General features: G+C 37.5%; 40 protein-coding genes. 9 read left to right on the forward strand and 31 right to left on the reverse strand.

All coding sequences use genetic code 11. The annotated features are described in order from the left end of the window. Window position 1: 1 nt before the first annotated feature. The 14 genes from WEEVI_RS00515 to WEEVI_RS00575 all read right to left on the reverse strand — a co-directional run bounded on the left by WEEVI_RS00515 (window position 2) and on the right by WEEVI_RS00575 (window position 9,506). On the reverse strand, window positions 2-301 hold the full coding sequence (locus WEEVI_RS00515) for a hypothetical protein (protein ID WP_013597221.1): 300 nt from the start codon (window positions 299-301) through the stop codon (window positions 2-4). Continuing rightward, window positions 291-638, reverse strand: a complete 348-nt coding sequence (locus tag WEEVI_RS00520; RefSeq protein WP_013597222.1) for a hypothetical protein — start codon at window positions 636-638, stop codon at window positions 291-293. The genes WEEVI_RS00515 and WEEVI_RS00520 overlap by 11 nt, the downstream gene beginning before the upstream one ends. Window position 639: 1 nt before the next feature. Next, a complete protein-coding gene (locus WEEVI_RS00525) occupies window positions 640-843 on the reverse strand; it encodes a hypothetical protein (RefSeq protein ID WP_013597223.1) in 204 nt (67 codons plus the stop codon). Between the two features lies 1 nt (window position 844). Beyond that, window positions 845-1,342: a hypothetical protein gene (locus tag WEEVI_RS00530; protein WP_013597224.1), complete on the reverse strand. Its 498-nt coding sequence runs from the start codon at window positions 1,340-1,342 to the stop codon at window positions 845-847. After that, entirely contained in the window at window positions 1,339-2,307 is a 969-nt protein-coding gene (locus tag WEEVI_RS00535) for a hypothetical protein (protein ID WP_013597225.1), read from the reverse strand. The genes WEEVI_RS00530 and WEEVI_RS00535 overlap by 4 nt, the downstream gene beginning before the upstream one ends. Further along, window positions 2,307-2,903, reverse strand: coding sequence for a DUF6046 domain-containing protein (locus WEEVI_RS00540; RefSeq protein ID WP_013597226.1), 597 nt, complete (start codon window positions 2,901-2,903; stop codon window positions 2,307-2,309). The genes WEEVI_RS00535 and WEEVI_RS00540 overlap by 1 nt, the downstream gene beginning before the upstream one ends. A 12-nt stretch (window positions 2,904-2,915) precedes the next feature. After that, window positions 2,916-4,802, reverse strand: a complete 1,887-nt coding sequence (locus tag WEEVI_RS10815; RefSeq protein ID WP_013597227.1) for a tape measure protein — start codon at window positions 4,800-4,802, stop codon at window positions 2,916-2,918. A gap of 198 nt (window positions 4,803-5,000) precedes the next feature. Beyond that, window positions 5,001-5,555, reverse strand: a complete 555-nt coding sequence (locus tag WEEVI_RS00550) for a hypothetical protein (RefSeq protein ID WP_013597228.1) — start codon at window positions 5,553-5,555, stop codon at window positions 5,001-5,003. 77 nt (window positions 5,556-5,632) lie between these two features. Next, window positions 5,633-5,839: a hypothetical protein gene (locus WEEVI_RS11590; protein WP_375596887.1), complete on the reverse strand. Its 207-nt coding sequence runs from the start codon at window positions 5,837-5,839 to the stop codon at window positions 5,633-5,635. A 5-nt stretch (window positions 5,840-5,844) separates the two neighbouring features. Beyond that, on the reverse strand, window positions 5,845-6,015 hold the full coding sequence (locus WEEVI_RS11595) for an NERD domain-containing protein (RefSeq protein WP_375596888.1): 171 nt from the start codon (window positions 6,013-6,015) through the stop codon (window positions 5,845-5,847). A gap of 35 nt (window positions 6,016-6,050) precedes the next feature. After that, window positions 6,051-7,217 carry a DUF2586 family protein gene (locus WEEVI_RS00560; protein WP_013597230.1) on the reverse strand — a complete coding sequence of 389 codons (1,167 nt, stop codon included), beginning with the start codon at window positions 7,215-7,217 and terminating at the stop codon, window positions 6,051-6,053. Then, complete coding sequence (locus WEEVI_RS10820; protein WP_013597231.1) at window positions 7,217-7,666, reverse strand: hypothetical protein; 450 nt, start codon at window positions 7,664-7,666, stop codon at window positions 7,217-7,219. The genes WEEVI_RS00560 and WEEVI_RS10820 overlap by 1 nt, the downstream gene beginning before the upstream one ends. Window positions 7,667-7,668: 2 nt before the next feature. After that, window positions 7,669-8,508: a hypothetical protein gene (locus WEEVI_RS00570; RefSeq protein WP_013597232.1), complete on the reverse strand. Its 840-nt coding sequence runs from the start codon at window positions 8,506-8,508 to the stop codon at window positions 7,669-7,671. Next, complete coding sequence (locus WEEVI_RS00575) at window positions 8,508-9,506, reverse strand: HK97 family phage prohead protease (protein ID WP_013597233.1); 999 nt, start codon at window positions 9,504-9,506, stop codon at window positions 8,508-8,510. The genes WEEVI_RS00570 and WEEVI_RS00575 overlap by 1 nt, the downstream gene beginning before the upstream one ends. Window positions 9,507-9,673: 167 nt before the next feature. Between WEEVI_RS00575 and WEEVI_RS00580 the strand changes: the two genes are divergently transcribed. The 8 genes from WEEVI_RS00580 (at window position 9,674) to WEEVI_RS10825 (ending at window position 15,883) form a co-directional block, all read left to right on the forward strand. Then, window positions 9,674-9,961: a hypothetical protein gene (locus tag WEEVI_RS00580; RefSeq protein WP_041942004.1), complete on the forward strand. Its 288-nt coding sequence runs from the start codon at window positions 9,674-9,676 to the stop codon at window positions 9,959-9,961. Further along, window positions 9,939-10,433 carry a phage terminase small subunit-related protein gene (locus tag WEEVI_RS00585; protein ID WP_126414804.1) on the forward strand — a complete coding sequence of 165 codons (495 nt, stop codon included), beginning with the start codon at window positions 9,939-9,941 and terminating at the stop codon, window positions 10,431-10,433. The genes WEEVI_RS00580 and WEEVI_RS00585 overlap by 23 nt, the downstream gene beginning before the upstream one ends. Continuing rightward, window positions 10,426-12,000 carry a hypothetical protein gene (locus WEEVI_RS00590; RefSeq protein ID WP_013597236.1) on the forward strand — a complete coding sequence of 525 codons (1,575 nt, stop codon included), beginning with the start codon at window positions 10,426-10,428 and terminating at the stop codon, window positions 11,998-12,000. The genes WEEVI_RS00585 and WEEVI_RS00590 overlap by 8 nt, the downstream gene beginning before the upstream one ends. Then, window positions 11,997-12,476 (forward strand): hypothetical protein, encoded by a 480-nt coding sequence (locus WEEVI_RS00595; protein WP_013597237.1) that lies wholly within the window; start codon window positions 11,997-11,999, stop codon window positions 12,474-12,476. Before WEEVI_RS00590 ends, WEEVI_RS00595 begins: the two co-directional genes overlap by 4 nt. After that, complete coding sequence (locus WEEVI_RS00600; RefSeq protein ID WP_013597238.1) at window positions 12,476-12,898, forward strand: phage protein Gp36 family protein; 423 nt, start codon at window positions 12,476-12,478, stop codon at window positions 12,896-12,898. The genes WEEVI_RS00595 and WEEVI_RS00600 overlap by 1 nt, the downstream gene beginning before the upstream one ends. Continuing rightward, complete coding sequence (locus WEEVI_RS00605; RefSeq protein ID WP_013597239.1) at window positions 12,898-13,380, forward strand: hypothetical protein; 483 nt, start codon at window positions 12,898-12,900, stop codon at window positions 13,378-13,380. The genes WEEVI_RS00600 and WEEVI_RS00605 overlap by 1 nt, the downstream gene beginning before the upstream one ends. Further along, entirely contained in the window at window positions 13,377-14,573 is a 1,197-nt protein-coding gene (locus WEEVI_RS00610; RefSeq protein ID WP_013597240.1) for a phage portal protein family protein, read from the forward strand. Before WEEVI_RS00605 ends, WEEVI_RS00610 begins: the two co-directional genes overlap by 4 nt. Window positions 14,574-14,674: 101 nt before the next feature. Then, entirely contained in the window at window positions 14,675-15,883 is a 1,209-nt protein-coding gene (locus WEEVI_RS10825) for a phage head morphogenesis protein (RefSeq protein WP_013597241.1), read from the forward strand. Window positions 15,884-16,014: 131 nt separating this feature from the next. On the opposite strand, the gene WEEVI_RS00620 is transcribed toward WEEVI_RS10825, so the two are convergent. Next, entirely contained in the window at window positions 16,015-16,194 is a 180-nt protein-coding gene (locus tag WEEVI_RS00620) for a hypothetical protein (protein WP_041942005.1), read from the reverse strand. Between the two features lie 94 nt (window positions 16,195-16,288). Here WEEVI_RS00620 and WEEVI_RS00625 point away from each other — a divergent pair, with 94 nt between their 5' ends. Continuing rightward, window positions 16,289-16,669, forward strand: coding sequence for a PH domain-containing protein (locus WEEVI_RS00625; protein WP_013597242.1), 381 nt, complete (start codon window positions 16,289-16,291; stop codon window positions 16,667-16,669). Between the two features lie 35 nt (window positions 16,670-16,704). On the opposite strand, the gene WEEVI_RS00630 is transcribed toward WEEVI_RS00625, so the two are convergent. From WEEVI_RS00630 to WEEVI_RS00700, 16 genes are all read right to left on the reverse strand, one after another. Further along, window positions 16,705-17,166 (reverse strand): JAB domain-containing protein, encoded by a 462-nt coding sequence (locus WEEVI_RS00630; protein WP_013597243.1) that lies wholly within the window; start codon window positions 17,164-17,166, stop codon window positions 16,705-16,707. Further along, window positions 17,163-17,936, reverse strand: coding sequence for a KilA-N domain-containing protein (locus WEEVI_RS11070; RefSeq protein ID WP_013597244.1), 774 nt, complete (start codon window positions 17,934-17,936; stop codon window positions 17,163-17,165). Before WEEVI_RS11070 ends, WEEVI_RS00630 begins: the two co-directional genes overlap by 4 nt. Before the next feature lie 236 nt (window positions 17,937-18,172). Further along, window positions 18,173-18,367 (reverse strand): hypothetical protein, encoded by a 195-nt coding sequence (locus WEEVI_RS00640; protein ID WP_013597245.1) that lies wholly within the window; start codon window positions 18,365-18,367, stop codon window positions 18,173-18,175. Then, the gene (locus WEEVI_RS00645) at window positions 18,367-18,672 is read right to left on the reverse strand and encodes a hypothetical protein (RefSeq protein ID WP_013597246.1); all 306 of its coding nucleotides are present in this window, start codon (window positions 18,670-18,672) and stop codon (window positions 18,367-18,369) included. The genes WEEVI_RS00640 and WEEVI_RS00645 overlap by 1 nt, the downstream gene beginning before the upstream one ends. A 34-nt stretch (window positions 18,673-18,706) precedes the next feature. Further along, entirely contained in the window at window positions 18,707-19,126 is a 420-nt protein-coding gene (locus WEEVI_RS10830; RefSeq protein WP_013597247.1) for an LvrA C-terminal domain-related protein, read from the reverse strand. Further along, a complete protein-coding gene (locus WEEVI_RS00655) occupies window positions 19,123-19,446 on the reverse strand; it encodes a hypothetical protein (protein WP_013597248.1) in 324 nt (107 codons plus the stop codon). The genes WEEVI_RS10830 and WEEVI_RS00655 overlap by 4 nt, the downstream gene beginning before the upstream one ends. Window positions 19,447-19,536: 90 nt before the next feature. Then, window positions 19,537-19,704 (reverse strand): hypothetical protein, encoded by a 168-nt coding sequence (locus tag WEEVI_RS11295; RefSeq protein WP_013597249.1) that lies wholly within the window; start codon window positions 19,702-19,704, stop codon window positions 19,537-19,539. Window positions 19,705-19,706: 2 nt separating this feature from the next. Next, on the reverse strand, window positions 19,707-20,129 hold the full coding sequence (locus WEEVI_RS00660) for a hypothetical protein (RefSeq protein ID WP_013597250.1): 423 nt from the start codon (window positions 20,127-20,129) through the stop codon (window positions 19,707-19,709). Then, window positions 20,083-20,325: a hypothetical protein gene (locus WEEVI_RS00665; RefSeq protein WP_013597251.1), complete on the reverse strand. Its 243-nt coding sequence runs from the start codon at window positions 20,323-20,325 to the stop codon at window positions 20,083-20,085. Before WEEVI_RS00665 ends, WEEVI_RS00660 begins: the two co-directional genes overlap by 47 nt. Window positions 20,326-20,418: 93 nt before the next feature. Further along, a complete protein-coding gene (locus tag WEEVI_RS00670; protein ID WP_013597252.1) occupies window positions 20,419-21,117 on the reverse strand; it encodes a DUF3164 family protein in 699 nt (232 codons plus the stop codon). Window positions 21,118-21,121: 4 nt separating this feature from the next. Continuing rightward, on the reverse strand, window positions 21,122-21,391 hold the full coding sequence (locus WEEVI_RS00675) for a hypothetical protein (RefSeq protein WP_013597253.1): 270 nt from the start codon (window positions 21,389-21,391) through the stop codon (window positions 21,122-21,124). Continuing rightward, window positions 21,378-21,788, reverse strand: coding sequence for a hypothetical protein (locus tag WEEVI_RS00680; protein WP_013597254.1), 411 nt, complete (start codon window positions 21,786-21,788; stop codon window positions 21,378-21,380). The genes WEEVI_RS00675 and WEEVI_RS00680 overlap by 14 nt, the downstream gene beginning before the upstream one ends. Before the next feature lie 4 nt (window positions 21,789-21,792). Continuing rightward, window positions 21,793-22,440: a P-loop NTPase family protein gene (locus WEEVI_RS00685; RefSeq protein ID WP_013597255.1), complete on the reverse strand. Its 648-nt coding sequence runs from the start codon at window positions 22,438-22,440 to the stop codon at window positions 21,793-21,795. After that, on the reverse strand, window positions 22,412-22,864 hold the full coding sequence (locus WEEVI_RS00690) for a hypothetical protein (protein WP_013597256.1): 453 nt from the start codon (window positions 22,862-22,864) through the stop codon (window positions 22,412-22,414). Before WEEVI_RS00690 ends, WEEVI_RS00685 begins: the two co-directional genes overlap by 29 nt. Further along, window positions 22,857-23,735 carry an AAA family ATPase gene (locus WEEVI_RS00695; protein WP_013597257.1) on the reverse strand — a complete coding sequence of 293 codons (879 nt, stop codon included), beginning with the start codon at window positions 23,733-23,735 and terminating at the stop codon, window positions 22,857-22,859. Before WEEVI_RS00695 ends, WEEVI_RS00690 begins: the two co-directional genes overlap by 8 nt. Then, the gene (locus WEEVI_RS00700) at window positions 23,725-25,758 is read right to left on the reverse strand and encodes a hypothetical protein (RefSeq protein WP_013597258.1); all 2,034 of its coding nucleotides are present in this window, start codon (window positions 25,756-25,758) and stop codon (window positions 23,725-23,727) included. The genes WEEVI_RS00695 and WEEVI_RS00700 overlap by 11 nt, the downstream gene beginning before the upstream one ends. Window positions 25,759-25,871 lie beyond the last annotated feature (113 nt).

Genomic DNA, 25,871 nt, shown 5'->3' on the forward strand with positions numbered 1-25,871 from the left:
TTTAACTTACTATAAAATCAAATTCAATTGCCCAATAATCAATACCGCTCGGTAATTCCACTTCTGTTAATTTTAACACTTCAATAGCTGTTGCAGGTTTTAATTTGTTGCTTTTGTAATAATTTGCAATTAAACCAGCTCCATAATCACGCAAAGGAATCTCCAGTACATCGCCCACTTCCAAGTCAGCCGTTAAACTAATCCCATTGGCCAAAGCCAAATCGAATGCAGCGGATGCCGTTCCGTATTGTTGGATAGCAATGTCAAGTAGCGTTTGATTATGTAGAACTTTAACCTGCATGTTGTTCTAATTCTGCGATACGTTTTTTCAATTCAACATTTTCACGCTTGATGGCATTATATTTATTTGCCCATCTATTCTCTACCTCTTGGAGCTTTTTTTGCCAAAACGCATCTTGGTCGTTTAATTTTTTTTTTAGATCCACAATTTCTTGCGCGTTCTGATCAATCATTCGATCAGTATCAGCAATCATATCTTTATAAATCGCTTGAATGTGCTTTGTCAATTCTGCATCTTCAACCTTCTTTGACATTTTGCTTTTTCCAATCCATCCGATGATTACGGCTATGATACCAGTGATCAATTCGGATAAGTGTTGTGCTATGAGTTCTTTCATACTATTGTATTTTACCTTCGGTTAATGGTCCGCCGTTTGTAGGGCAAATTCCAATCACATCTGCCAATTGTAATTCTTCGATAATTGCTTTTGCTAAGAGCGTTGCAAAATTTACTTTAGATGTGTTGGGATTGTCGTTTTCGGATTGACAAGTCTCAATGATTTCTATAATCTTGTTTTTCAGTCTTGTTTCGTTTAAAGGCATTTTAATCTGTTTTTAAAAGGTTTTTAAATCTCGGTTCCAAAGCTTCGAATTCTGCAATATTTACCAACTGAATCGTTGAACCGGTATTAGTCGTAAACTTCATTCGTTTGATCGCTTTCAAAAAATCGATCATTAATTTTTGGAGGTTTTCATTTCCTTTTTTTATCAGTATTCCGTTTTCGGTCACATTCAATTCTGCGTCTTCAATTTTCAAGTAATATTCTTCGATTTCGCTATAAGCTTCTACATATAAGTTGTGTAAATCTTCATTGATAGGCGAAACCAAAACTGAACTACCAACTTTTGGAAATAGATATTGTCGATTTTGATTCGCATCAATAACCGATGCTAATCGAACATCTGTGAATTCTAGATCATCAGTTTTCACCTCGCAAACACCTGTAGATTTATCAATCGATATCACCTCTGCCGAAAAGGTATCAACACCACGTTTACCAATGCTTCTGAAAGCATCTTGTAAATTCTTCTCTACACTCATAGCTTATTGGTTATAAAAATTTCTCGCCTTGCTCCTGACATTCCAAATTTTGTCACCACTTTGTTGACGAAATATTTTCCATCACGATTTGGATGTTCTTTATCCAAAATCTTCGCCGCCATTCCACGCGTTGCAAAGGGCATTAAAAAACTTTCGATGCTACCCGAATATCCATCGTATTTCAATTTCAACAATTCAGCATTTGCCAACTCTTTCAATTTATTTTCATCCGAAATTACCGAGGTGTGAAAGGTTCTTAGCTCTCCATCATCATCACCTACTTCGATTGTTTTTCGTTTGTTTTCTTTGTCGATATAAGTATATCTGACTTTCAGCCGTTTATCCTCTGCTTTGATAAATTCGAGATTATTCTCAACCAAATTATAATTAAGATCATACACCGCTACTTGATCTACATTAGTCAATTGTTGCAGACCAACATACAACTCATGATCATCTGTCAAGAAAACTGATAAACCATTTTCTTCTTTGATTGTTTGTAAAACTTTGGCTGCCGAAGCGTTTTGAATGATGTATTTATCATAATGCACATCTGGAATATCAGATGACAACTTCAAATCAGTTCCAGCAATCACCTCAGTTAAAATATCTTTCAAACTCACACCCTTATTCCAAGCTTTAGTAATATTTTTTCGCTTCAAATGCCAGGTGTAATCTTCGCACTGAATTTCAAGCGGAATGGTCGGTTTTATCTTGCTGACTACACCTTTGAATTCCACACCCTCATAAACACCATCATACGCCAGCGTGATTACTACCTCGTCAGAAACTTTAATCGCCTCTTCGGTGTACAATTCTTTTTGGTCACTTTTTACCTTAAATTTTGTTGGCAAATAAATGGTTGCTATGTCCGTAATTTCATCCACCGACTTGGTGATTTCAACCTCGTTGATTGAACGAAAAACAAAATTTCCTATTTTGATATCTGCTCCCAATACAAACATTATCCAAGTAATTGTTGTTGTTGATAATTTTGCTCATCGATTTCAGCATAGAAATCCATGTCACTCACTGCACGCATGGTATAACGCTGCAAACCCTGTTCACCTACCATATCGTCAATTTCAATTTCTTGCAATACAACCTTATTGATATCAAACAGCGTAAAAAACCAAGAATCCACAACATCCAGGGCTTCGTTTTTTGCAAATAATTCGTTAAGCAAGGAAACCGATTCAGCTGGGTATCGCGCCATATCGTCCGAAAAACATACACCACGAATAGAGATATTATAATCTTCTGTACAGATATATTCCTTGACGGTTCCACGTCTATGTTTGCCAACTGTTGGGGTTTCGACAATGGTTTTGGCCAATGATAACGAAATCAACGGTTCATTGGGCAAGCTGTATTCTTTACCCGAAGAATCACGAAGCTTTAAAGTCATAAAATACTTGCCACCTGTCAACTGATCCGCATTCACATTATTAAGTCCTGGTAACACAAACTTTGTTTTGTTATTTGCCCACCAGTTAGGAAACGCAGGACCTACATAATCAAAATGCGCACGTGCGACAAGTTCCTTAAAATCAAATTCCATCGTAATCCATTGTTAAGTAGTTTGCATTTGATTCACAGAGTTCACAACACGTAGCATTTCTTCACGCACTTTCTCACCCAATTTTGAAATACCTTTTTCGATCGAATCTACCTTTATGGTGATGTCTTTACCTACAGTTCCAATGTTTACCACAATATTGGTCTGACGAGATCCACCCGAGACGATGCCGTCTTTTGTTTTATTCGCAGCACCTTTTTTATCGGCCGAACCATCTTTTTTACCAGCTGCGCCATTCTTGTCACCATTGATTCCTAAATAATCATCATAGGGTTTGGATGATGAATCAGTTTGGCCAACACTTGAAAATTTATCTTTGATTTCTTTCACTCCATTATGAAAGCCTTCTGTGCCGAAGGTGATACCAAAATCCGAAGCGGCAGATTTTAAATCTTTTTGATTTTTTTTAGTTTCATTGATGTATTCTTTTGCAGGACCTGCAAAGGATTTATCCAATTCTTTGATTTGTTGAGAGGCTTTGGTTTCGACAGCTTCAAAGGCTTTGTCCCAAGCACCAGAAAAATCACCGGACAATGCCATTTCGATTGCAGAACCAATATTCACAAACTTTCCAATAATTTTTTGTGCTGCATCTTCAGCCATGAGTACAATACGATTGAAACCATATTTAAATACTTCTACACCAAAATTAAAATCAGCCTTAATTTGATTCCAAACAGCTTGAAACATTTTTTTCAAAGCTTCCCAAGATTTACCCCAACCATCTGTATATTTTATCAGCATACCGATAATGGCTATTAATGAGATGATCCCAATAATAATCCATCCAATTGGTGTAACAGCCAAAAGAGCATTAAGTGCAAGCCAAGCGCTACCAATAACAGCCAAAGTTGGTGCTAGTGGCTCTAATACATCTAACAACCAAATGAGACCTGTTGCCACTAAATCAACAATCCATATCACCGATGACATCACCTCACCAAAACTATCAATATAAGATCCAGCTTCGCCAAAACTAAAAGCTGCAGCTAAAAAATCACCTAACTTATCAACTAACGGACTCAAAGCCGTCCACAATAACGTAAACCATTGCGAAACATAAGGAAGTGCATACAAGAGAAATTCCATCCCCCTTTCTAAGCCATTAAAAACAGCGTCGAAAATTGGACTAGATTGTCCACCAACTTCAACCAGAAAATTCCACCACAAATCTTGTAGATTAGCAATTTTACCACCGATTGTCTTACTCACAGCGTCCATAGAACCTGCCACACCTTCCATTCGCCCATATTCCAAAATAGCCTCTCGTAAAGCTTCTGAATTATTTTGGACGGTTTTCGTTGTGCCTTTAAACGAAAGTGTAATTTGATCTCCTGCTTTTGCAGCCTTGATACCAAATTCTTTTAATCGTTCGAATTCTGCAGTTTCGGCATCCAAAATAGCTTCAGTCAATTGGTCAAAACTTTTACCTTGCGAACTCGCCAAATCGCCCAATTCAGTCAACTGATTATAAGTCGGTAAAAAACCACGATTGACTAATTTAACAAATGATCCTGTAAGCTCATTTAATTCATAAGGCGTTTTTTGAGCAAATTCGGTCAACATATTCATCGCACCGCCTGCAACTTCTGAACTCTGAAAAGTTGTAGTCAATACCGCTTGAAATCGTTCATATTCCGTCCTTGCTTTAACCACTTCTCCTGTAAATGCAGCAACAGAAATGGCAGCAAAAGCCCCTGCAATAACACCTTTCAAAGCGCCAAATCCCGAACCTAACAATCGTGATCGACGATTCAACTGATCCATATCGCGGTCAAGTACTCGAGCTCGATTAGAAGCCATACCAACACTTTCAGCCAATTGCCGAATTCCGCTAGTTGCTTGATCTTTCAATCGTATGATAAATTCGTAAGGATTCATGTTAATTTTCGGTTGCTTTTTTTTCGAATTGCCTTATAAAATGTAATTCCTGTAAACGTTCTGCCCAATCTTCATCGGTTAACAGTTCTGGATGTTGCATTCGCATATAGTAGCGCAAATAAGCATTGTAAATTCGAATGTTTAAATGCTCTCCATATTCAAAAGCCGATGCGTCTTCCCTATCAATGATCGCATCGGTTAAAGCTTTTTTATTTGTGCAATTTTCTTGTTTTGCAATTTTTCAATCGCTTCATATAACGGCATGCGTATTTCGGCATTGTTACGATCTTCGAAAATTGGATCGGCTTCCACTTTAATAATGTTGAATAATTGTTCTTGCGTTACCAATGGTTTGTTGCTTGGATTTCGTTTTTCTGCTAATCGTAAATCTTCACGCGTAATCACACGAACCACGCAACGATGCTCACCAAGTTTGATTTCCGTTTGGCGATTTTCCAATTCTTTCGTTTCGGCTTCATCGTATCTAAACATTTTAGCCAAAGCTTTTCGAGCTGGAGTAAAATATTCGTCGTTTTTTAATACTTCATCATCACCGCCAATGATTAGCGTTTTAAGTAATGATTCAGAAAAACCAATCTCGCCATCATCTTGCATTGCTGTAAAGGCTTGCTTCCAGTCCAACACATTAGGCTGACGCAAATAGGCCGTTTTATCATCGACCGGCAAAGCATACACAGTACCGTACTGTGACTTCCAGGCATCGATTTGTTTTTGTATAATATCTTTTGACATTTATTGCTTCGTTGTTAAAACAAAGCCTGCCGTAACAGGCTTTGAAAAAATTAAAAAAAATAAAAATGAGAAAAAACCTATTGTTGTCTTTTGACGTCGATAAAAATCAACGGTAACTCTACCTCCATGTTCGTTGCGCCTTGTGCTAAACTTTTGGCCACTTCGGTAAATTCGGCTTCCACCAAAACATCTGTCACCATTTGTCCACCGTCTTTTGGCACATAAGTCGCGATTACCTCAAACGACAATGCGAGAATGTCATTATTAGGTGCATCACGCGTCATGGCTTCTAATTCCGACTGCCAAATTTTGATTCGCCCTTCGTATTCTTTGTTTCCACGTAAAACTTTGTGTGGTTTACAACCACGTCCACGCAAAAGTGCTTTTTCTTGTTTTTCGGTATATTCCAATTCGGTAATACCTTCCAGAATTCGTCCGCCAATAGCGACCGACAAATCACACCAACTGTATTGTTTACTACTCCATGTTGCCATATTAATCGATTTGAGTGGTGAAACCTATATTTACAATGATCTCCTTAGCGTAACCAACCGGTAACAATCGTATTTCTACGTTCAAGACACCTGTTGATACAATGTTTTGATTCGTATCAATCACACATCGCACAGCAGATAATTTACCTTGATCTACCATTAGCGTTTTAATGTTTCGCTCTATGTTTGCTTGCCAGTTTTTCAAAATTGCTGGATGAATGCTTCCGTTATCAGACAATGGAACCTCGTCACTCAACTCTTCTATTAACGTATCGTAACCAATCAAAACCGCTTCATCCATTACAAAACCATTCGCCAATGATTTGAAATCATCGGTAACGTTGGTTAAGGTTGCATCATCGGTAAAGTAGTATCCCGAACGACCAGCAAACGTTCTGAAGAAGGTATAACCTTTATCATGGATTGTGTCTAAGGCATTTGATAAACTTTCAACAGCTTCACCATTGGTGAAATAAGCCTGTTCATTGAGCACCGCACCATCTTTTACACGCGCTTGACTGCGTTGCGATGGAATACTCGCTTGCTTACCAAGATTCAATCCAATGCTCGCTTCGTTTGCTCCATCGTTGTTAGCGATAAGCATCGAAACGCGATTAAAATCACTTTCGGTATAATCTCTCAAATCCGAAACCATACCGCTAAAATTGTTGGCCGAAATGATTGCACGGAACGGGAAATATTTATCTGCAAAGTCATCAGCTAACGCTTGAAGCTTCGGAACTGCCAACGACACATCCGAATCAATTCCTGCAGTTAATGTTGGTACTGTAGTCGCTTTTTTTATCAATCCCACAACTCTCACACGTCCCTTGGCATCTGAAATTAATCGGGTTAGATAATCAGCATTTATATCTGACATCTGCTCGTACGTTGTTGCATCTGAAACCAACATCAACCACAATTCCACGCCCGAACCTGCAACACTGTAAAAATCCTTTATTTGTTGATGCATAAATGCATTTTCAGTTGCAGTAATTCCCAAATCTTCAGCATCTTTCAAAGAAAAGATTTGATAGCTTTTACCCAGTTGCACTTTGTCTGTTACGGTAACACCCGTACCGATGAGCGCAGCAATTTTCTGCACTTCACCGGTCGAGTAATTCAACCCATTTTTGCTAACGTTAAATATAACTCTTGGTAATCCCATTAGTTTGTTTCGTTTTCGTTGTTTTCAACTTCTTTGGTTACTTGATCAGCATCTACGTTCTCAGAACCATCAACATCAGCCACACCATTCAATCCTTCATCAGATACATCTGCTAAAGCTTTTTCCAATGCTGCTACAACCGTTTTACGTTTTTTACCAACTTGCTCCTTGATCAAGTAACTGTAAGCTTCATCTCTGCTTAAATTTGGTATTTCGGCAATGATTTCGTTTGCACTATTGTCTAGGAATCCCGACGGCACTAAAACTTCCTTTTCACCTACCGTATTGGTAAAATCATACGTCGCATCCTCCTCCAAGGTTGCGTTATGATTATTTCTGTCTTTTTTATGTAAAAACAGAAATCCGTCAGCTGAAGCAAAAACCGCATTTACTTGTGGATTTTGCTCTAAGAAAACTTTCGCTTTGCGTTCTATTGCTTCTTTCTTCATGACTATACAATTGCACCTAAATACTTAGGCGAGTTAGCACGTATTTTCCCAACCAATGCACGTTGCGCAAATGATAAGGTATCAGACTGAGTTCCCGAATCGCGCAATGTCGCATACATTTCAGTTGTTCCAAAACAACGGAATACTTCATCTTTCACCCAGGTGAAAGTTCCACGAACATCACCTTCTTCAGCAACCGCTCCGAATGGTTTTTTAGCACCTACAGAAGTGTAAAGTGGATTCTGAGAATAACGGTGAACTTTAAAGCCGTACAATTGCTTCTCATTCAAAACTTGTTTGTAAAGCTTGTAATCTTCTTTTTTCAGCTTCGCCATGTGTTGCGGTGTGAAACAAATGTTTAATCCATCAACGATATCACGATCACCATAGAAAGCTTCCAAGTCGATAATCGCATCGATAATGGAATCATTCCCTAATACTTTCACAGCATTATCACCACCACCTGTTTGTGGTGCCCACGCATGTGCAGCACGTCTACCAATATTTTTACCTAATGCGGTTCTATGTCGATTGATAACCGATGCTCGGCGATCATAAGCTAACTCTACTTCTTGTAAATCACGATGACGTGTTTGTTCGGTAGAATAAGTGTGTAACACAACTTCATTCGGAATATCCGAAACATCTGCAAAAGGTAACGGATCATCTGAAGCTGCGAAAAAATCTTCGTGTACTCCAGGTTCAATTCCTGCCTCTGCCAAATGCAAAGTATTGTTGTTCACATATTCTGACATATCGCGTGATTCAATCACGAACGAATGATCAGGTACTGGATTCTCTTGAATCCCTGCTACCCATATTTCTCTTTGTAATCCAGGCATTATTTTGTATTTACTTGTTCAACATATCGTTTACCTTGACCATACGCTTTTGCTAACTTCACGTAGCGCTCTGGCTCTTCAGCATTGATTCTTTTAAGTTCGATTGGATCGTGCTTTTGTAAGTAGTCAAAACACTCTTTAGCGTCTGCATGATTATTAGGCTTTGTTCCTTTTGCACCCAATACAATTTCGGCTACTGTTCCTTGACCAGCTTCTTGTTTCAATTCAGCTTTTTTGTCTGCAATCAATTTGGCAAATGATTCTTTTTGACCATTATGATCATTTTTGAAAGCCAATAGAATGGCAGGTTTTGAAACCTCTGGTAATAATCCCAATTCCACAGCTTCTGTCACAATTGTTTCAGCCTCACTTACACGTTGGGCTTCCAATTCTTGCTCGGCAGTTTCAGCACGTTTGTCCGCTTCCTGAGCTTTCTTTTTTAAATTTTCGATGCCGTCTAATACGGCATTTTCATCAGCGTTAGCGCTTAACGCCAACGATAATGCTATTGTTTTTAAAGACATATCTACGTTTTTATATTCTGATTTTAGTTTTCGGAGTTCAACCGTTGATCCATTGCGAGAGAGTTTTAATGCATCATTATTCCCACCAACATCAACAATGCTGATTTCGATAAGCTTACACTTGGTTACGGTTTCCATGATTTGATTTGGCAAAGTAAGAGATGAATCCAACGATGTTTCAACAACATCTGCATGCAAAGATGCCATGCGTATATAACCACGCTCAACCTTACCTGCAATCTCTTTGGCAAACTCATCGGCTTCATCAAATTCGATTTCTGCTAATAGTTTACCGTCTTCCTTCCAAAGCTTGACGCATCGACCAATCACACGTTTTGGATCATCAAATGCACGTACATGTCCATATAAGACCACAGGATTGCGTTCGTATTGTGATACATCAATTCCAGCGGTTAAAATGCGATAACCATATTCATTTACATTTTCGGTACTGACGATAAATTGATGCGTCATGCTCAAGTAATTTAATTTGAAATATTTGAGCAAAATTCAATCGAAAATCACAAGAATAAAAAAAACAAATCAACCATTGTAAAAATATTTACAACCATTGTATCAATACTTTACAACCATTGAATTAAAGTATCAATTAAGATTATTTCTTAATGAAATTTGCATCTATGATAGATCTAATATTGGATGAAGATTTAGAATTCGAAGACGGTGATTTTGCATTAGGTGAAAGTGATCGGCAACATATTAAACACATTTTAAAAGCATTTAAAGGTGAGTTTAAAGAATACCCAGAAATCGGTGCCAGCATTGAAGAAATGCTGAACGATGATCGTTTTACCGAATTTTTAATCGAAGCGAAAAAAAATCTGCAATACGATGGTGTAGCAGTACGTAATATTTCATTTAACCAGGACGGAAAATTAATTGTAGATGGAGAATACCAAAAAGACTAAAAACGGAAGAATGACATCAGCCGAACGTGATTATAAACGTTCTGAAGCGAAAAAACTGTTTGTTCTTGGACTGTCCATCATAAACATTAGTGAACTGATAAGCGTTGGCGAAAAAACACTACGCAATTGGCGAGAACTGGACAAATGGGACGAAGAAAAAGAAATCAACAACATTCGGCCAAGCGAAATCAAAAAAATGATTCTTCAATATGTTTTGGATGTGAAAAATGGTGAAACACCACGTTACAAAGCCGATGACTTGGCAAAGGTATCGGCAGCATGGGATCGACTGGATGATAACCGAAAACGAGCTGTAAACGCTATGGAATCATTCGACGATTTCTCGGGTGACATGATGCTGTTGGCTGGGCAAGCAAATGGTAAAAAAAGAGAAAGTATTTTGGAATTACTCAAAGCCATTCGCCCTTATTTGGACAAATACATTACTAAACTTCTTGCAGAAAATGACTAAAACAGAACTAAAAGAAGCCAAAGAAAGGTATTTTTTGAATTCTAAACGGATCAAAGAAATTTCGGCAAATGGATTAATCCAAGAAACATCAGAACAACAAGAAAAAAGAATACAACACCTCTTAAAACCTGAAAATTATTTAGCGTTTTTCGATTATTATTTTGGAGTTGACTCAGGCTTATCATTAGCCGATGCGCCATGTGCTAAATTTCACTTGGATAGCTATTTAGAAGTTTTTAATAATCCTTTTATCAAACAACAACGGCGATGGTTCAGAGGTGCAGCGAAATCTATCCATTCAAACGTTGGCAATGTTACACATCTGAAACAAAATAATGAATTATTTTTTGGTCTAATCATCGGTAAAACAGAAAAGCATTCCAAGTTATTATTGTCAGATCTACAAATGCATTTAGAATCTAACGAACGTTATATCAAAGATTTTGGAATTCAAATGCAATACGGAGACTGGGCAGACGGACAGTTCGAAACCATTGACAAACGATTCTTTATGGCTCTGGGTCTGAACCAACCCTTTAGAGGACTTAGAAACGGAGCTAATCGTCCAGACTTTGCATCTATGGATGATTTGGAAGATAGAAAGCAGGCAAAAAATGCGGAGCTCACTCGCGAAAATGTGCAAAAACTGACTGGCGATTTGGGAAAAGCAGGTCAAAAGCAACGCTTTAGACAAATTATGGCCAATAATTTCATTGTGAAAAATGGAATCATAGATGGTTATGCTGAAAAATACAAAAAGTCGAAAAACTTTTCAATTTCAACTGTTAATCTATGTGACGCAAATTTTAATCCTTCATGGCCAGAACGCTATTCGAAAGAAGATTGTATTGCAATTGTTGAAGATTCTGATTGGCACACATCACAACGGGAAGATTTTAATAACCCAGTCGAAGAAGGAAAACGAATTAAAGAAGAATGGATCCACTATAAAAAAACGCATGGTAATCAAATACACAATGGATTAATAGCGCATTGGGATTTATCGTATTCGGCTGACGGTGATTACAAAGCTGGCGCAATTGTATCAATTGACAAAGGACGTGCACATGTACTAAGAATATTCAACAGACAATGTGAAAGACCAACAGCTATGAATATGCATTATCAGTGGCAAAAAGAGTTCAATGCGAAAGGGATGAGCATCATTTCTTTTTACGACGCCACGGCGGCTCAAAAAGTTGTTTACGAACCCGATTGGTTAATCGCCTGCGAAGAAAACAATGCAGTTGACATTCCATTTCCAGAACATCAAAGTGGTGACAAACACGATCGTATTGATGCTACTTTAACCAGTGCTTTTATGCGCGGCTTAATCACTTTTGACGAAAAATTAAAAGGAACTCCCGACATGGAAAAAGCATTAGATCATATTCTTGCTTTTGAAAAAGGTACGAAAACGCCTGATGATATTTTAGACGCACTTGAAGTATGCATTAGAAAGGGGCGGTTATTATTTGGCTATTCGCAAAAAGAAGATCAACAAAATATAAAACCAACCATCGGTAAAAAAAACCGAAACAATCGACGCAAAAACAGAAGAGTATGACACCAAGAACTGAGCTATACATCAAAATTAAAGAAGTCTTAAAAACAATTCCAGCATTGGAATATGTAGCATTGTTTCGGAATCAATTAAGCAATCCGGAACGTTTTCCCGATCTGTGGACCGCAGCACTCATCAAAATAAATGCAATCGAGTACACCACCATGACTGAAGAAAACCAAGAAGGAAATTGCTCAGTTGAGATATACTTGTACACAAAGGACGGATTTACAGATCAACATGCCACTACTGAGGACTCGGATGAGGGATTAATTGAACTGGAGCTTTTGGACAGCATTACAGAAAAATTACAATTCTTAAAAGGTGATTATTTCAAACCATTGAAGCAATCGACTGATGAAGCTCTCGATCAAGAATTAGACGGCATCATGAGTTATGTATTACGTTTCGATACGCAAATCTACCGATCGGTGAACAAAATTTATCATCAGAATAAAAAAATCAAAATCATAGCATAATGGCATTTTTGACACAAACAGAACTCATTACGGTTGCCCCATTGGAAATCGTGAAGCTCATCAATAATGATGACGAAAATATTACAGATGAAATCATTACCGAAAGCATCGACATTATGAAATCTTATTTATTCAAGTATTACGACACCAAAAAGATTTTCGAAGCTGAAAGTGATGCAAGATCAAAAGTGATTTTGAAATACCTAAAAGACATTGTAATCCACGAAATATACAAACGCAGATCGTCACGATATAATGAAACGGCAAAGGCCGATTATGACGAAGCTATGCTGTGGCTCGACAAAGTGGCAAAAGGAAGTATTGATGTTGATTTACCCACCAATAATGAGGATGAAGACAACCAAAACGCATCATCATTTATGCGCACAGGTGGTAGGAAGTCTTATCGAAATCATTGGTAATGTTAGGAGCTCTAAAAAGAAAACTTAACCGTTTTGCAGACAATCTGAAAGATGATTTGACCACCATTATCGAGGTAGAAGGTTTGAATTTCATTTCAGAAAATTTTCAAAAAGAAGGCTTTGATGAAGGGCAAAACAAATGGAAAGAAAGAGCAACTACCGACAAAAGAGGTCGCGACATTACACGCTATCGTACCAATCGAGTTGGCAGAAAAGGCAGTTTGAACAAATACGGTAGAACGACACAAGGCAGACCAATTTTAACTGGTCACAATACCGGAGGTGACAAACTTAGAAATTCGTTTCGCGCACGTAAACAAGGTAATGCAGTTGCATTTTTCACCTATAAAAAATATGCACAACGCCACAATGAAGGCTTAAAAGGAATGCCGAAAAGACAATTTATGGGAAAATCGAAAGTATTGGACAAGAAAATCAAAAAACAATTTACCCGATACATTAAAACAAGACTGAAATTATGAGTTCAATTATAAATAAAACATCATCGACTACTTTTTCTTTATCAAAAAGCGAAAAAAACAACGTAAACAAAGTCACTAAATTAATGGTGGATTTGATTCGACGCAACAAAAGATTATGGCGAAAAGAAATCAACGATTGGCAATCTGCTCGATTGGCACGATACAATGTAGATCAACCAAATTTACAACCACTTGACGAAGTCTATGACGACATCATGATGGATGGTCACCTTACAGGTATCACCGAAAACAGAACGCTGCGTACAACGAACAAAGATTACATCTTTTCAATCGATGGCGTAAAAAATGATAAACTGACCGATTTCATTAAAAATAAAACATGGTTCGAAGAAACCATTCATATGGCGCACAATTCGGTCTATCGTGGTCATTCGCTTATTTGGATCAAAGATTTTGACAAAGGCAACATCAAAAAAGTTGAATTGGTACCAAGAGGTTTAATTGTCCCAGAACACAACTTAATGAAGTATCAATATGATACCTTTTCAGGTATTGATTTTAGCACAGTAGAAACTTTGATTTATGCACAATTCTATGACAATGTTGGCCTGCTCGAAAAAGCGGCACCTTACACCATTCTGAAACGTCACTCTTGGGGTTCTTGGGACGAATTCGAAGAATTGTATGGTGTGCCGATTCGTATTGCCAAAATTGCTTCACAATCAGAAGTCGTGAAAAATGAAGTAGCGGACTGGTTGGCCGAAATGGGTTCTGCTGCTTATGCTGTTTTCCCATTAGGCACCGAAGTCGACATTAAAGAAAATAGCAAAACGGATGCATTCCGTGTGTTTTATATGAAAATTGAAGCCTTGGATAAAGAGCTGTCAAAGCTTATCCAACATCAAACAATGACCACCGAAAACGGGGCATCAAAAGCACAAGGAAATGTACACGAAAACACATTGAAAGAATTGGTGTATGCTGATGAAAAAAAGATGCTTTCATTTCTCAACGACGAACTTGTTCCTGCCATGCGAGCGGTTGGATATGCCATTCCCGAAAATGCTAAAATCAGCATCGAAGCGACAAAGGATTCAGAAGTACAAATCAAAATTGATGGTGAACTGATGCGCAACGGCTATGTATTGAAGCAAAACTACCTAGAAGAGGTTTACGGCGTAGAAATCGAAGCAATGCCAACCGCAAATGAAAACAAGCCGGGAAAGCTCTAAGCCTGATTGAACTTCACTATCGTTCGCATTGTTGTGACCATGAAGCTATTCAATTAGCGAAATGGTTGCCCAAATCGTTCAACAGGCTAATTGACAAATACGTGAATGCACTCTTTAACAAACGAGAAGTGCCAGGTGAATTGCGTGCTGAACTTTGGAAAGAATACAACAAAAAACTATCCAATGCAGTTGACCAAGGTTATAAACCTAGCATCGAGTTCTACGACACCGATTTGGTAAATGCGCTCAAAGAAAACATCGCAGTATTCTCAGCATTCAAAGAAGCTTCTTTCAACAGTGTTTTGAAAGATTTGTTGATTGACGAAAAAAAAGGTTTGAGATCTTGGGATGAGTTCAAAAAAGAAGCCACCAAAATTGACGCGAAATACAACCAACAATGGCTCAAAACCGAATATCACCAGACCATTGCATCGGCAAATGCTGCGCAAAAATGGAAAGATATACAGCGTACCAAACATATATATCCGAATCTAAAATACGTTACGGTAAACGATAATCGTGTACGCGACAAACATAGAGCTTGGCATGGCAAGATCTTACCGATCGATCATCCTTTTTGGAAGGTGAATTTCCCACCCAACGATTGGGCGTGTCGTTGTGATGCGATTAGAACTGCAGATGATCCTTCGCCAGAAGCCGAAATTCCAACCTCAATACCGAATGATAAGTTTAGAAACAATCCTGGTGAGAGCGGAAAAGTGTTTCCAGAAACGGTGTATGCAAATGGAGTAAGTGATGAAGATTTCAAAAAGATTGCAGATTGGGGATTAGCACAACTCAAAAAAATTAAACAATACGCAGCGAATTATCAAGCCTACCGTAAATTAAAAAAGGATACAAACTATTTTGATGTAGCGTTTGATAAACAATCTGGCGGAATGAAAGCTATACATAAAGAACATAATTTTGATAACAAAACTGGTTGGACAGAAAAAGAAGTTCAAAATATAGGTTTCAAGAATGGGTATTCTGTAATTTTAGATAAAGAAATTATGAATGTGTATAAACTTCGGAATACAGAGGGGTTTTGGAATAATTTACCATTCGAAATTGCATCTACTGAGACTGCAACTGAAAACAACATTAGAAATGGTTTAAAACACTGCGCATCGAAGAAGAAAACAAGAATTGCTATACTATATTTTCCTAATAATAATTTTCAATATGAAATTTTCAAAAAGGGATTAGCTAAATATAATGGGTTAAAAGCCGATGAAAAACAATTTTTAAAATTCGACAGAATAATCTGTATATCTGGTGATAAAATTGTATACAATAAAAGCCACTAAATAGTGGCTTTTGGAATAACAAGCCCACGATTATAGATAAACGGTTGCACTCATTACATTACAAATATACAAAATATTTTGAATACCAATAAAAAAGCGTTTAAAATTGATTTAAACGCTTTTCAAAAACCTTATGAATAACAACCCTCACCTCGCAATATAGCTTCTATTGTTCGCTCGGACAAAAACCATTTCTTTGCCAGTTCGCTCACGCAAGCATCCACTCGCCATTGCGGATTCTTATCCACCAAGCGATCAAAGTCTTCTCGAATTTGTTGATTGCGAATATTTAATCTTGCTTTTCGGCTCATTGAAAGCAAAAGTACCTTTTTTTTCTACTTTTTGCAAAAATTACAATCCAATCAGAATTAATATAGTATATTTCAGCCTATTAAAATTTAACTTATGGGATTATTTGACAAACTATTAGGCAACGCAGGTACTGTAACACCAGAAAAACTCTACAGCGATTATCAAGCAATTTTAATTGAAGGCGAAACCATCGATATTGGTTTTTCTTTGTTCAGAGATGTATTTATATTTACCAGCAAAAGATTAATCTTAATTGATAAACAAGGTTTGACGGGGCGGAAAATTGAATATCTATCTTTACCATACAGCAGTATTTCGAGATTCTCAATAGAAACTGCCGGTAACTTTGATTTGGATGCAGAATTGAAAATTTGGATATCGAGTGAAGATAAGCCAAGCGTCAGTAAAAAATTCAACAAAAGTGTGAACGTGTACGAAGTACAAAGAGTTCTTGCACAACGCACTTTGAAGTAAACAAAAAAAAGCCACTCAAATTGAGTGGCTTTCTACTACAATATATTATTTATGGCAAAACTATAATGACCATCAGAAGTTATAATAAAATGGTCGAGTAGTTTTATATCAAAAAACTCACATTTTCGTTTTATATCTTGTGTAAGTTCACGATCTGCTATACTCGGCTGTAAATTACCTGATGGATGATTGTGTGCTATGATCACCGATGCAGCTCTGCAACCCAAAGCCAATGAAATAAGCAAAGGTTTATCTACCAATGAGGTTGAACGCATACCCGTATTGAGTACTCTGAAACCCAACACATGATTTGCTTGATTGAGAAATATGACACAAAACTGCTCTTGTATATTGATCAACGAATCATCCCACATCGTATGAAAGACAGTTGCTGCATCTTCGTGTGAACTTACGATTACAGGATCTTTTATCAATCGACTAAAAGTGATTTTCATTTCTGGTACTTTGTAGAGTTTTTTCTTGTCTGTTACCCTCATTGCTTATCCGTTTTTGTGCAGATTGGACAATAGATTAATCGTTGTACAAGCGTTTCATTCTGTAATAACACCATTGCTTTTCTTCGCTCGTTTATTCGATGATCGCATTCTAAGGTTGTTTTTAGATACCAGTGCGCCGGATGTTCCTTAACAAATTGTTTTGCAAAAGCTGTCATTACTGACTTATGACTGAAATATTTGGTTGGCTTCATAATCCCAATTTTTTTAATTATACTTGTACGTAGCTCCGCATTTTCAATCTTAGCAACATCTACCATTATATCCAATAGTCTGCCTTGTGTTAAACGATTGTGATTACGTTTTGGCGGTAATGCAGGATAGCCTTTCTTTTGTTTTTTAATAGATGTACTACCTTTTAACAATAATTCTTTGATGTGTTTATTTGTCCAGATAGCAAATTTTGGATGTAACCATCGTGAAAATTCTAAAGCTACATCCTCGTGCATCCAAGTACCTCGATTATTTCCACCGTGTACTACCTGAACCAAGGTTTTTTCATCATCAAACAGACCAAGAGGCATATCTGCCTTTTGACTATCTTTCAATACATTAAGAAATTCATTTGTCGATTCTAATCGTAACCAGTCTTTAGGCGTTTTACCAAACACCTTTCCCATTTGTGTAGCATTTACCATTACAGACCCTTTTTGGTCTTTAAAATCAATTGCCTTACCCTCGTAGTTAAACTTTACTGGCGTGAAGTGTAGCTCCTTTTCAGCCTGAGCTTGGCTATTACTTTGTGCATTCATAAAATAGCAGTTTATATGTATGCGGAAGCCCTTAGAGGTGCTATACTATTCCAAGAATAGAACACGCTCCTTTCGGTTGGCGCCCTCATAGGCTTCCATATCGTCAATAAATTTTATCAAGATTTCTCTTGAAATAGTATAGCGATACAAACATACATAATTATTTTAATATTTCAATTAACTTTTTAATTTTTGCACCCGCTCACGGCTCGAACGTGAGAGCTTGCCTATCGGGTTTATTTCTCTTTTTCCTTCCCACACACTTTACAATACAGCGGTTCATATTGCCCAGCCAAAGAATCATCTATCCAAACATGATCGCAAATGTTCTGTAAAGTTTGGATCGCTAAATCCACGTTAAAAGCATGCGCATCGGCTTTCTTTTTTTCGCCCTGTAGCTTCTTGAATAGTTTTGAATCTAATTTCATCATCAAAAATTAAATGGGTTATAAACAGCACCATCCCAATCAAGTGTAAAAATTTTATAGTTAAAATCTCCATTTGCTTTCAACTTCCAAACTTCTGCACTGGTCTGATTACGTTGAGTCATTTTATAAGAATATTCCGCAGAAAATATATTTTTTCGTTTAATGGTTAACAATTCTTTTTTAAACTCTTCTTCCAATTGATCTACCGTAGTTGCACCAGTCGTTTCAGCTAAAAATTTCAATTTAGATGACATATTCAAATCCATACTTGATCTAACCTCTTTATGTTGTTTAACTTTCCAAGCCATTTTTCATTTTACTTTTTTCATTTTACAATTTCAATTATTCCCATCTCTTCTGATTTAGATACGTCTCCGCATACGGCATGGCCGTTTGGTCCTTTTGTTTTTTTCGACGCTCAATCCTGATGCCTAATATTGCCGATATCTTTTCGTTATCTTTCAACTTGTTGTATCGCTTCATCGCAACGGATTTGGTTCCGTGTTTGCCGTATTCCGTCCAAAAGCGATCAAATGATATATCAGCCGGAACCTCTTCAACTTTGAAGTTCTTGGCGTTCGCGATCCAATCTTTCATCAGCTCCAAATTCTTGGGTAAATGATCGTAAAAGAAATTCAAGGTGTCAATATGTATGTTCGACACATCCAAATGAAAATCAATTAACCAACCTTTTAAGTTATACGTATAACTCACCAAACCATTGAAATGCGTTGATGTGATGATGTATTGTTTCCCTTTCATAACTGTTGGTGGATTTCGTTCGCTAACTTCATGACCGCATTTTGCGTATAAATGTTATCAGAACCATCTTTCAACCATTCGCGCAAAATCGAATGCAGCGTAAAACCATAATGGTATTTGAGACTAATACTGAACGGCTGAAAATTACGCCGTTCGGTTATGGCCTTTTTCATCAGCTTTTCCGAAAGCTCAAACAAGATGCTTTCCATTGCTTTGATCTCTGGACTTGGAATGGTTGTTTGAAACAACCGTGCATCCACAATTTCATTCACAATGCCCAAGTCAGTATTATTTGTTTTGAGTTTAATTTTTGTTGTCATTTTCGGTGTTTTGTTCTTTATTCATCTTAGTAATATTTTTAAAGTTATTGTTTTTTAATTGCCACCTATCGGCAATACTCGGCACGAACGTTAACCATCCTTCACCAACTTATATCCTTTATCAATTTTCACATACCTCGCACCATTTTGAATACGTTTAGCTTCTACCTTCTTAGCACGTTCCAGATTTACTTGTGCTCTACTGCGAGCTTCTACAGCTCCCTCGTTATAGATTAAATCTTCTTTTTTCTTACTCATTTTTACAATTTTTCTAATACATAAATCAGCTTTGATAATTCTTGTTTCGTCATATTAGACAAAGGCTTGCGCACTGGTGATTTATTCGACATGATGAATTTTCCCAAACGCTCCTGGTCCACAACCATTTTTTTCGCTTTCTCAGACCACACCGTCCAATTCAACTGATAGCACAATGATAAGACGTAGCGATGCTGACCGTTGCTATAGTCAAAATGTGCATGATAAGTGTGTATGCTTTTGTTTGCTCGGCCAAGTAGGTAAAGTAAACCATTAGCTTCATCTTCGGTGAGATCCTTCGTTGACTGCACAGGTCGCCCAACGTAATCTGAAATGATATCCAACCGCATATCGCGGTCAGATATCTGCAAATCCCGACTAAATACCGTCTGAATCTGCTTGATTTGGTGTGCTTGAATTTTCATGTTGTTTCAATAATAAGTTCAACATATCTCTAATCTGTATTATTTCATGCAGATTTGTATCTGCATAAGATTCTTCAACTCCAGTCTCTAATTGAATTTGACTAAAATTTTTATGTACTCTAAATTCAAATTCACCATTTCCGTCTTCAGATTGAAAAATCCATTGAAATTGAGTTTCTTTTATTTTTGATGCCATAATTAATCGTTGTTTTGATTATTCGTTAAAGTTGCTATCCAGAAGATGAAAGCAGCATACGCCACTCCCATCAAAATCACTAATATTAATTCGCTATTCATCTTTCGGTAATAAAAAACTCAAATCCAAATCAACAGGTAAATTCACGCTTGTTATCGACAACGGAATCGAACGTTCCACGCCTTGCCCATCAGTTTGTGTAGCCTCGATAAACCATTTACTCATTCTCGGTTTATAAGCGCCTTGGATCATCTCTACACCTTCTTGAAATTCAGTTTCAGGAAAATCCTCATTCGCTATTTTTGCCAACTCCAAAACCTTTTTCGAATCCAAATCACCTTTGGCATTTTTCTGCAACAATCGATTGATGGACTTGATTAGTTTGGCTGATTCTTCATCTTTGGCCAACGATCCAAGAAACTTATGCACCAACGCCAGTCCATAACCTGCATTATCATCGTACCCATCCGTCACGCGGTAACCGATGATAATTTTGCGACCATCTACATTGATGGTGTGTGATTTCTGAACCGAAGTAATGCCAAGCGTTTCAATCTTCAGCTTCAGATATTGCTCAAACGAACGGAAAGCGAATTCCTTTGCCGATTGCAAAGCTTCCGATGCTTTGGTGAGTTGCTCAATCACACTTGGCAATTGCTCCTTTGCCATTTCTTCTAGCGTCGCCAGGTTCTGTTTGCGTTGCTCTTTTTCGGCTAGTTTTTCAGCAGCCAATTGTTCGGCTAATTGTTTTTTTTGCTCGGCGGTCAAATCGCCTAAATTGATATTTGCCATTGTTTTATAATTTTGAATTGATTAATAATATTAGTTCACCGTTGTCATTCTCATGATAGCTATAATGCATCCGTTCATAACCCCTGTTGTATAGTGCTATTAGCAAATGCAGAATCTTGTGATGTAAATCGTCTGGTAATGGGTACAACTTCGACTTATAGAGACTTGCGCGGTATTTGTGCAACTGACAACGCTCGGTAAACGTTAGCACTTGTTCTACATTGGTATCGTAGTTGAGTGCCAATAAAACTTCGTCTTCATTAAATTGCTTCATACTGTTTGCAAATTGTTTCGATTTCTTTACTTACTTTTTTCGTCGGAAAGACATGTTGCACCATCAGCTTTGGATTGGTATGATACACATACGATTCTTTGAGCGCATCCAATGCCGATTGCTCAACAAATGGTTCCGTCGGCTCCACATTCACCGCACCAAAAGCATTTCGCACTTGCAAATGGAATTGGTTCTGAAACCAACGCCAATATTCCTTGCTCTGGGTTGTGATTTGGATTTGTTTTTGGCGCGTTTCTTCGTTCACGATAAATTGCCAATACATTTCGGCGTACGTGCATCCGTTTTCTAAGATGTCATTTTGATAATCGAAAAGATCCGTTTCGGTCAAGCGACAATAGTTGTGCTGTATCGCTGGTATTTTAAGTGTTGTTTTCATATTTTTATTTTAAGTCTGCGTAAAATTTTGCTGATTTCTCTGGCCAGATGTCGAAAAACTTTCCACCTCCGTTCAATCGACCTTCTGGAAATGCACGATAACCTTTTACTGGAATTTTCAAATCCACATCGTAGGAAATGAATTCTGCAAGAGCTCCTTTTGGTTCCGACCCTTTGGCATGGCTGATGAAGATTAAACCTTTCTTTTTTTGCTTCATATATTCCTTCAATTCTTTGTATTGCTGAATCGTTGCTCCTGTATATTGCACCGAATCCACGATAAGAAACTGTGGTGATTTATGTGCTTTCATTCGTTCCACCATATCCTCCCAAGGTTCGCGGTCTAGTAAAATAAATTTCCGACCGCATTGCTTCATACCATGTTCTTTTATCGCTTTTTGAATGGTTGGGGAGGCTCCCTCTTCTAAACTATTGTAAACCACTCGCCCAAATTTGGTGAGATACTTTGCCCACTGCATGGCAAAACTTGTTTTACCGTTAGACCTCAAACCCCAAACAATTGCTGAAAAAGATTCGTCTGGAGTTCCAAAGCTTTCGTGCCATTTTCCTTCAAATTCAAGTGGATGAAACTTTAGATTGAGAAGATTATCTACCGATAAGGCTTTAGACCTTGAATCTTTTTTTTGCTCCATAGTAAGCGAATTCTGATACGTTTTGTTCTTTCAAATAACTTGTCATTGTTTTGTCTGTGGGTTTGTTGGCTATAAATTGCAGTAGATCCTCTTTTGTTTTGAATTTGTACTGACTCCCGTGCTTTTTTATTTTCTTTTCATAGACACCTACTCCTCTTTTCCGCCATTCCAAATTGGTATAATGAAAACCACCATTTTCATCAATTTTGGTCGTTATAAATTCTGGGCTATCGGCTAAACCTATCCAACATTCACAAATCAACTTCATTCGAGATACATTCGAATTTTTAATATTCATTATGGTGTTGTCAGTTCCTTTTAATGGATATTGTTTTACCAATTTTCCTTTGAAAATCACTTCCGTTCCATCCTCGTTTACTTTCAGATCTTCAACGATTGGATGATACCTAAAATGTTTATCCATTCACTTGTCTTTTACGTTGTTCCGCAATTATTCTCCTTTTCACACGGCGCAGATCATTTTCACAATCAGCGAAAATATCTTGGATCACTTTTTCATCATCAACACCATTCGCTTTACAAATCTTCAATACATCGGTGTAATTAACCTCGCTCAACGAAATAAATTTGCGTCCTAATCGGCTATATATTTCACGAAATCCTTTGGTGTTGTTTTGAGCGCCATTTTTGATGCGTTTTTCCAAGTATGATGTCGCAATCAAATTCAAGCCACATATCCCTTCCAACTGATTATAAAAAGTGATGAAGAAGTTCAACACTTTGTTTTTCAACTTATCCGCTTCATCCAAAATCAACACTGGAAAAGGTGTACGCTTCAAAATGTCAATCAACTCAATAGTCATTGGATAAACTCTTGTCGTATTAGGCTCACGTCCCATAGCTTTGAATATTTCCATCACAAAATCACGCTCTTCCATATATTCGTTACATGAAATCGCAAAAGCATTTTCATGCTGATGTACATAATGTGCAATGGTTGCAGACTTACCAGAACCTGCATTGGCTGTAATTCCAAATACCAACGCCATACTTTGACTTTCATTCAAAAGTTTCATGAGCTTTTCGGTAACCGATACATTTTCGACCATTACCCACTCATTGGCACTACCTCCAACGCTTGACGAAATCTTACGCCACATTTCATCACTCACCAAATCCCAATTATGCGCAAGTATCTGTGATATAGTAGCATTGGAAACATCCAATGCTACTCCTGCTTTTTTTTGACTACCTTTGCGTTGAACAAAGTTTGCAAGGCGGTTGCAGATATCAATTTTTTCCGCCCATTCGATTTTTGCATTTTTACCATTCATTGTAAATGTCGTTTTGTGTTAAATTGCTTACTTGTTTATCATAATCCTCATCAGCTATTGCACTAGCTTTTGAGGTTTTTTGTTTTACTTGATCTTTTGTCTTGTGAGCGCCTCTCACCTTTGGTGTATTGAAACCTTGCTGCCATGCTGCCATTCCATGAGTTTCCAGAATAGCCTCCATACGTTCAAATCGTTCGATACGATGAGCATTTTTGGCTTCATCTACTTGTTTTATGAATCTGTTTTCACCTTCGGTCTGATCTTGTGTTGCTCTATGTATATTCAATTTCAGTTTGGCTACGGTTACAAAGCGTTCACCGCCGTGATCCTTTTCGTACAAGTAAACTTCATCCATCATTTCGGGATCATATTTCAAATAGAACTTTTTGTCAACAGCTCGGTCGATGAAATCTTGATCTGGCAAACCACTTTCATCGTACACCATGTACTCGAATTTCTGTTTATTCACCACAAAAGACAATCCTCCTGGTGTGAATGTAATAGGTTGCACTTTTTCACCTTTCGAGTGCCATACCCAGAACATATTTACCATATCCCATACATCAACTGTAGGCGTTTTTTCATTGTGTGAATTCTGGTAAGTTTCGATGCGCGACAATCCAGATTGGTGATGTTTCGCTTGGTTCCATTCATTACGCATTGCGATGTAAGTCTCAACTGCTTCTTGATAACTCGGAAGGTTCTTTTTGTTCGCCAAAATGAATTCCATATTAGCTTTAGATTCCTGCGTTTTGGTTGTAATGTTTTGCCCGGTAAAAAACCAACACTTTTTCATGATCTGTTTTTGGAAACGTCCAAAAGCACTTTCAATGGTTTTAGATTTACCATTATATGGCTTCGTTCTTACAGCAATGCGTGCCATTTTTACGAAGAATTCAGAAGCGATCAATTTCTTATGTCCGCCCTGGTTATCAAATTTTATTTCAAATGGACGATGACCAGCTTTCTGAATCGCCATTTTGTATGCTTTGTATTGATCCTCGAATCGCTCGGTATCTTTGGATACATTGAAACCTAAAAATACTTCTGAGAACGCATCCATTACTTCGTAAACCCAAGCCGTTTTCATTTGGCCATCTTCATCTTTGAAGTAGAAGTTCAATTTCGTACCATCAGAATACCATAACGAATCTCGTCTTGTAGGTAAAATTGTGGTATGTTGAAAACCAAATTTCTCATCAGCCGCTTTTTCACCATGTCGGTGAGCCCACCACAATGGTTGTATATCTTCGCTGTACAAGAAATTGTAAAAGGTTTTTTCATCTTGCACCGTTTTCCACCCTTCTGCAATAGCTTTTTGATTATACTCGTCATGTAAATGCGCCAAACTCGCACACTTCATTACCTGGTTACACCAACGTGCCAAAATCCATTCTTTCGACTCTTGTGTTAATTTCGCAGTGAATTCATTTCCGAAATTGCGGTGAATAAGTCCTTTCCAACCAGCTACCGGATAACGATCGCTTACCTTACCCAATGCGTATGCTTCATATTTTGCTTTCAGCGATCGCACATTCGCCGGTAATTTATGTGGATAAAGTGATTTGTCTAGATTAGCAACCGCTTTCGTTATGTTTTCCCATACTTGCCCACGCGAAACTTTGGTATGTGCTAATTCATCATTTAAAAGCCTTTTAACGGCATTTAAAACACTTGCAGAAACCGTATATTCATTTATAGTAGGCTCGGGTAGCGATTTATCATCGTTATAACGATAAGATCTGAAATTGTCTTCTGATTCCTTATCCCACTCAATGAAATTTGCCAAAATCAACTTATGCTTATCCTTAGGATCACCAAAAAGAGCAACCACTTTGGCTTTTATATCAGGGCGCATTTCTTCGGCATTTATCAACGTCTTGGTTTTATCAAAGCCAGAACGAACAACTTTTAAATGTCCTCTATTACGCCATGAATGATAAGTCCCCTCACTTTCCAAAACTCCATAATCGAAAAGCTTTGAAAGAGGTAAACAAACCGTATTTTGATAACTTATATACATAGTACATTATAGTATTTGTTCCCGGCACGGACTCGAACCATGCTGTATGCCTTTCGGGATAAATCACTACATTTAAGCTTATGAAAAAAATTATAGTGATATGTATTCTTTTA

Origin of the sequence: Weeksella virosa DSM 16922 (genome assembly GCF_000189415.1) — a bacterium.
Taxonomy (GTDB): domain Bacteria; phylum Bacteroidota; class Bacteroidia; order Flavobacteriales; family Weeksellaceae; genus Weeksella; species Weeksella virosa.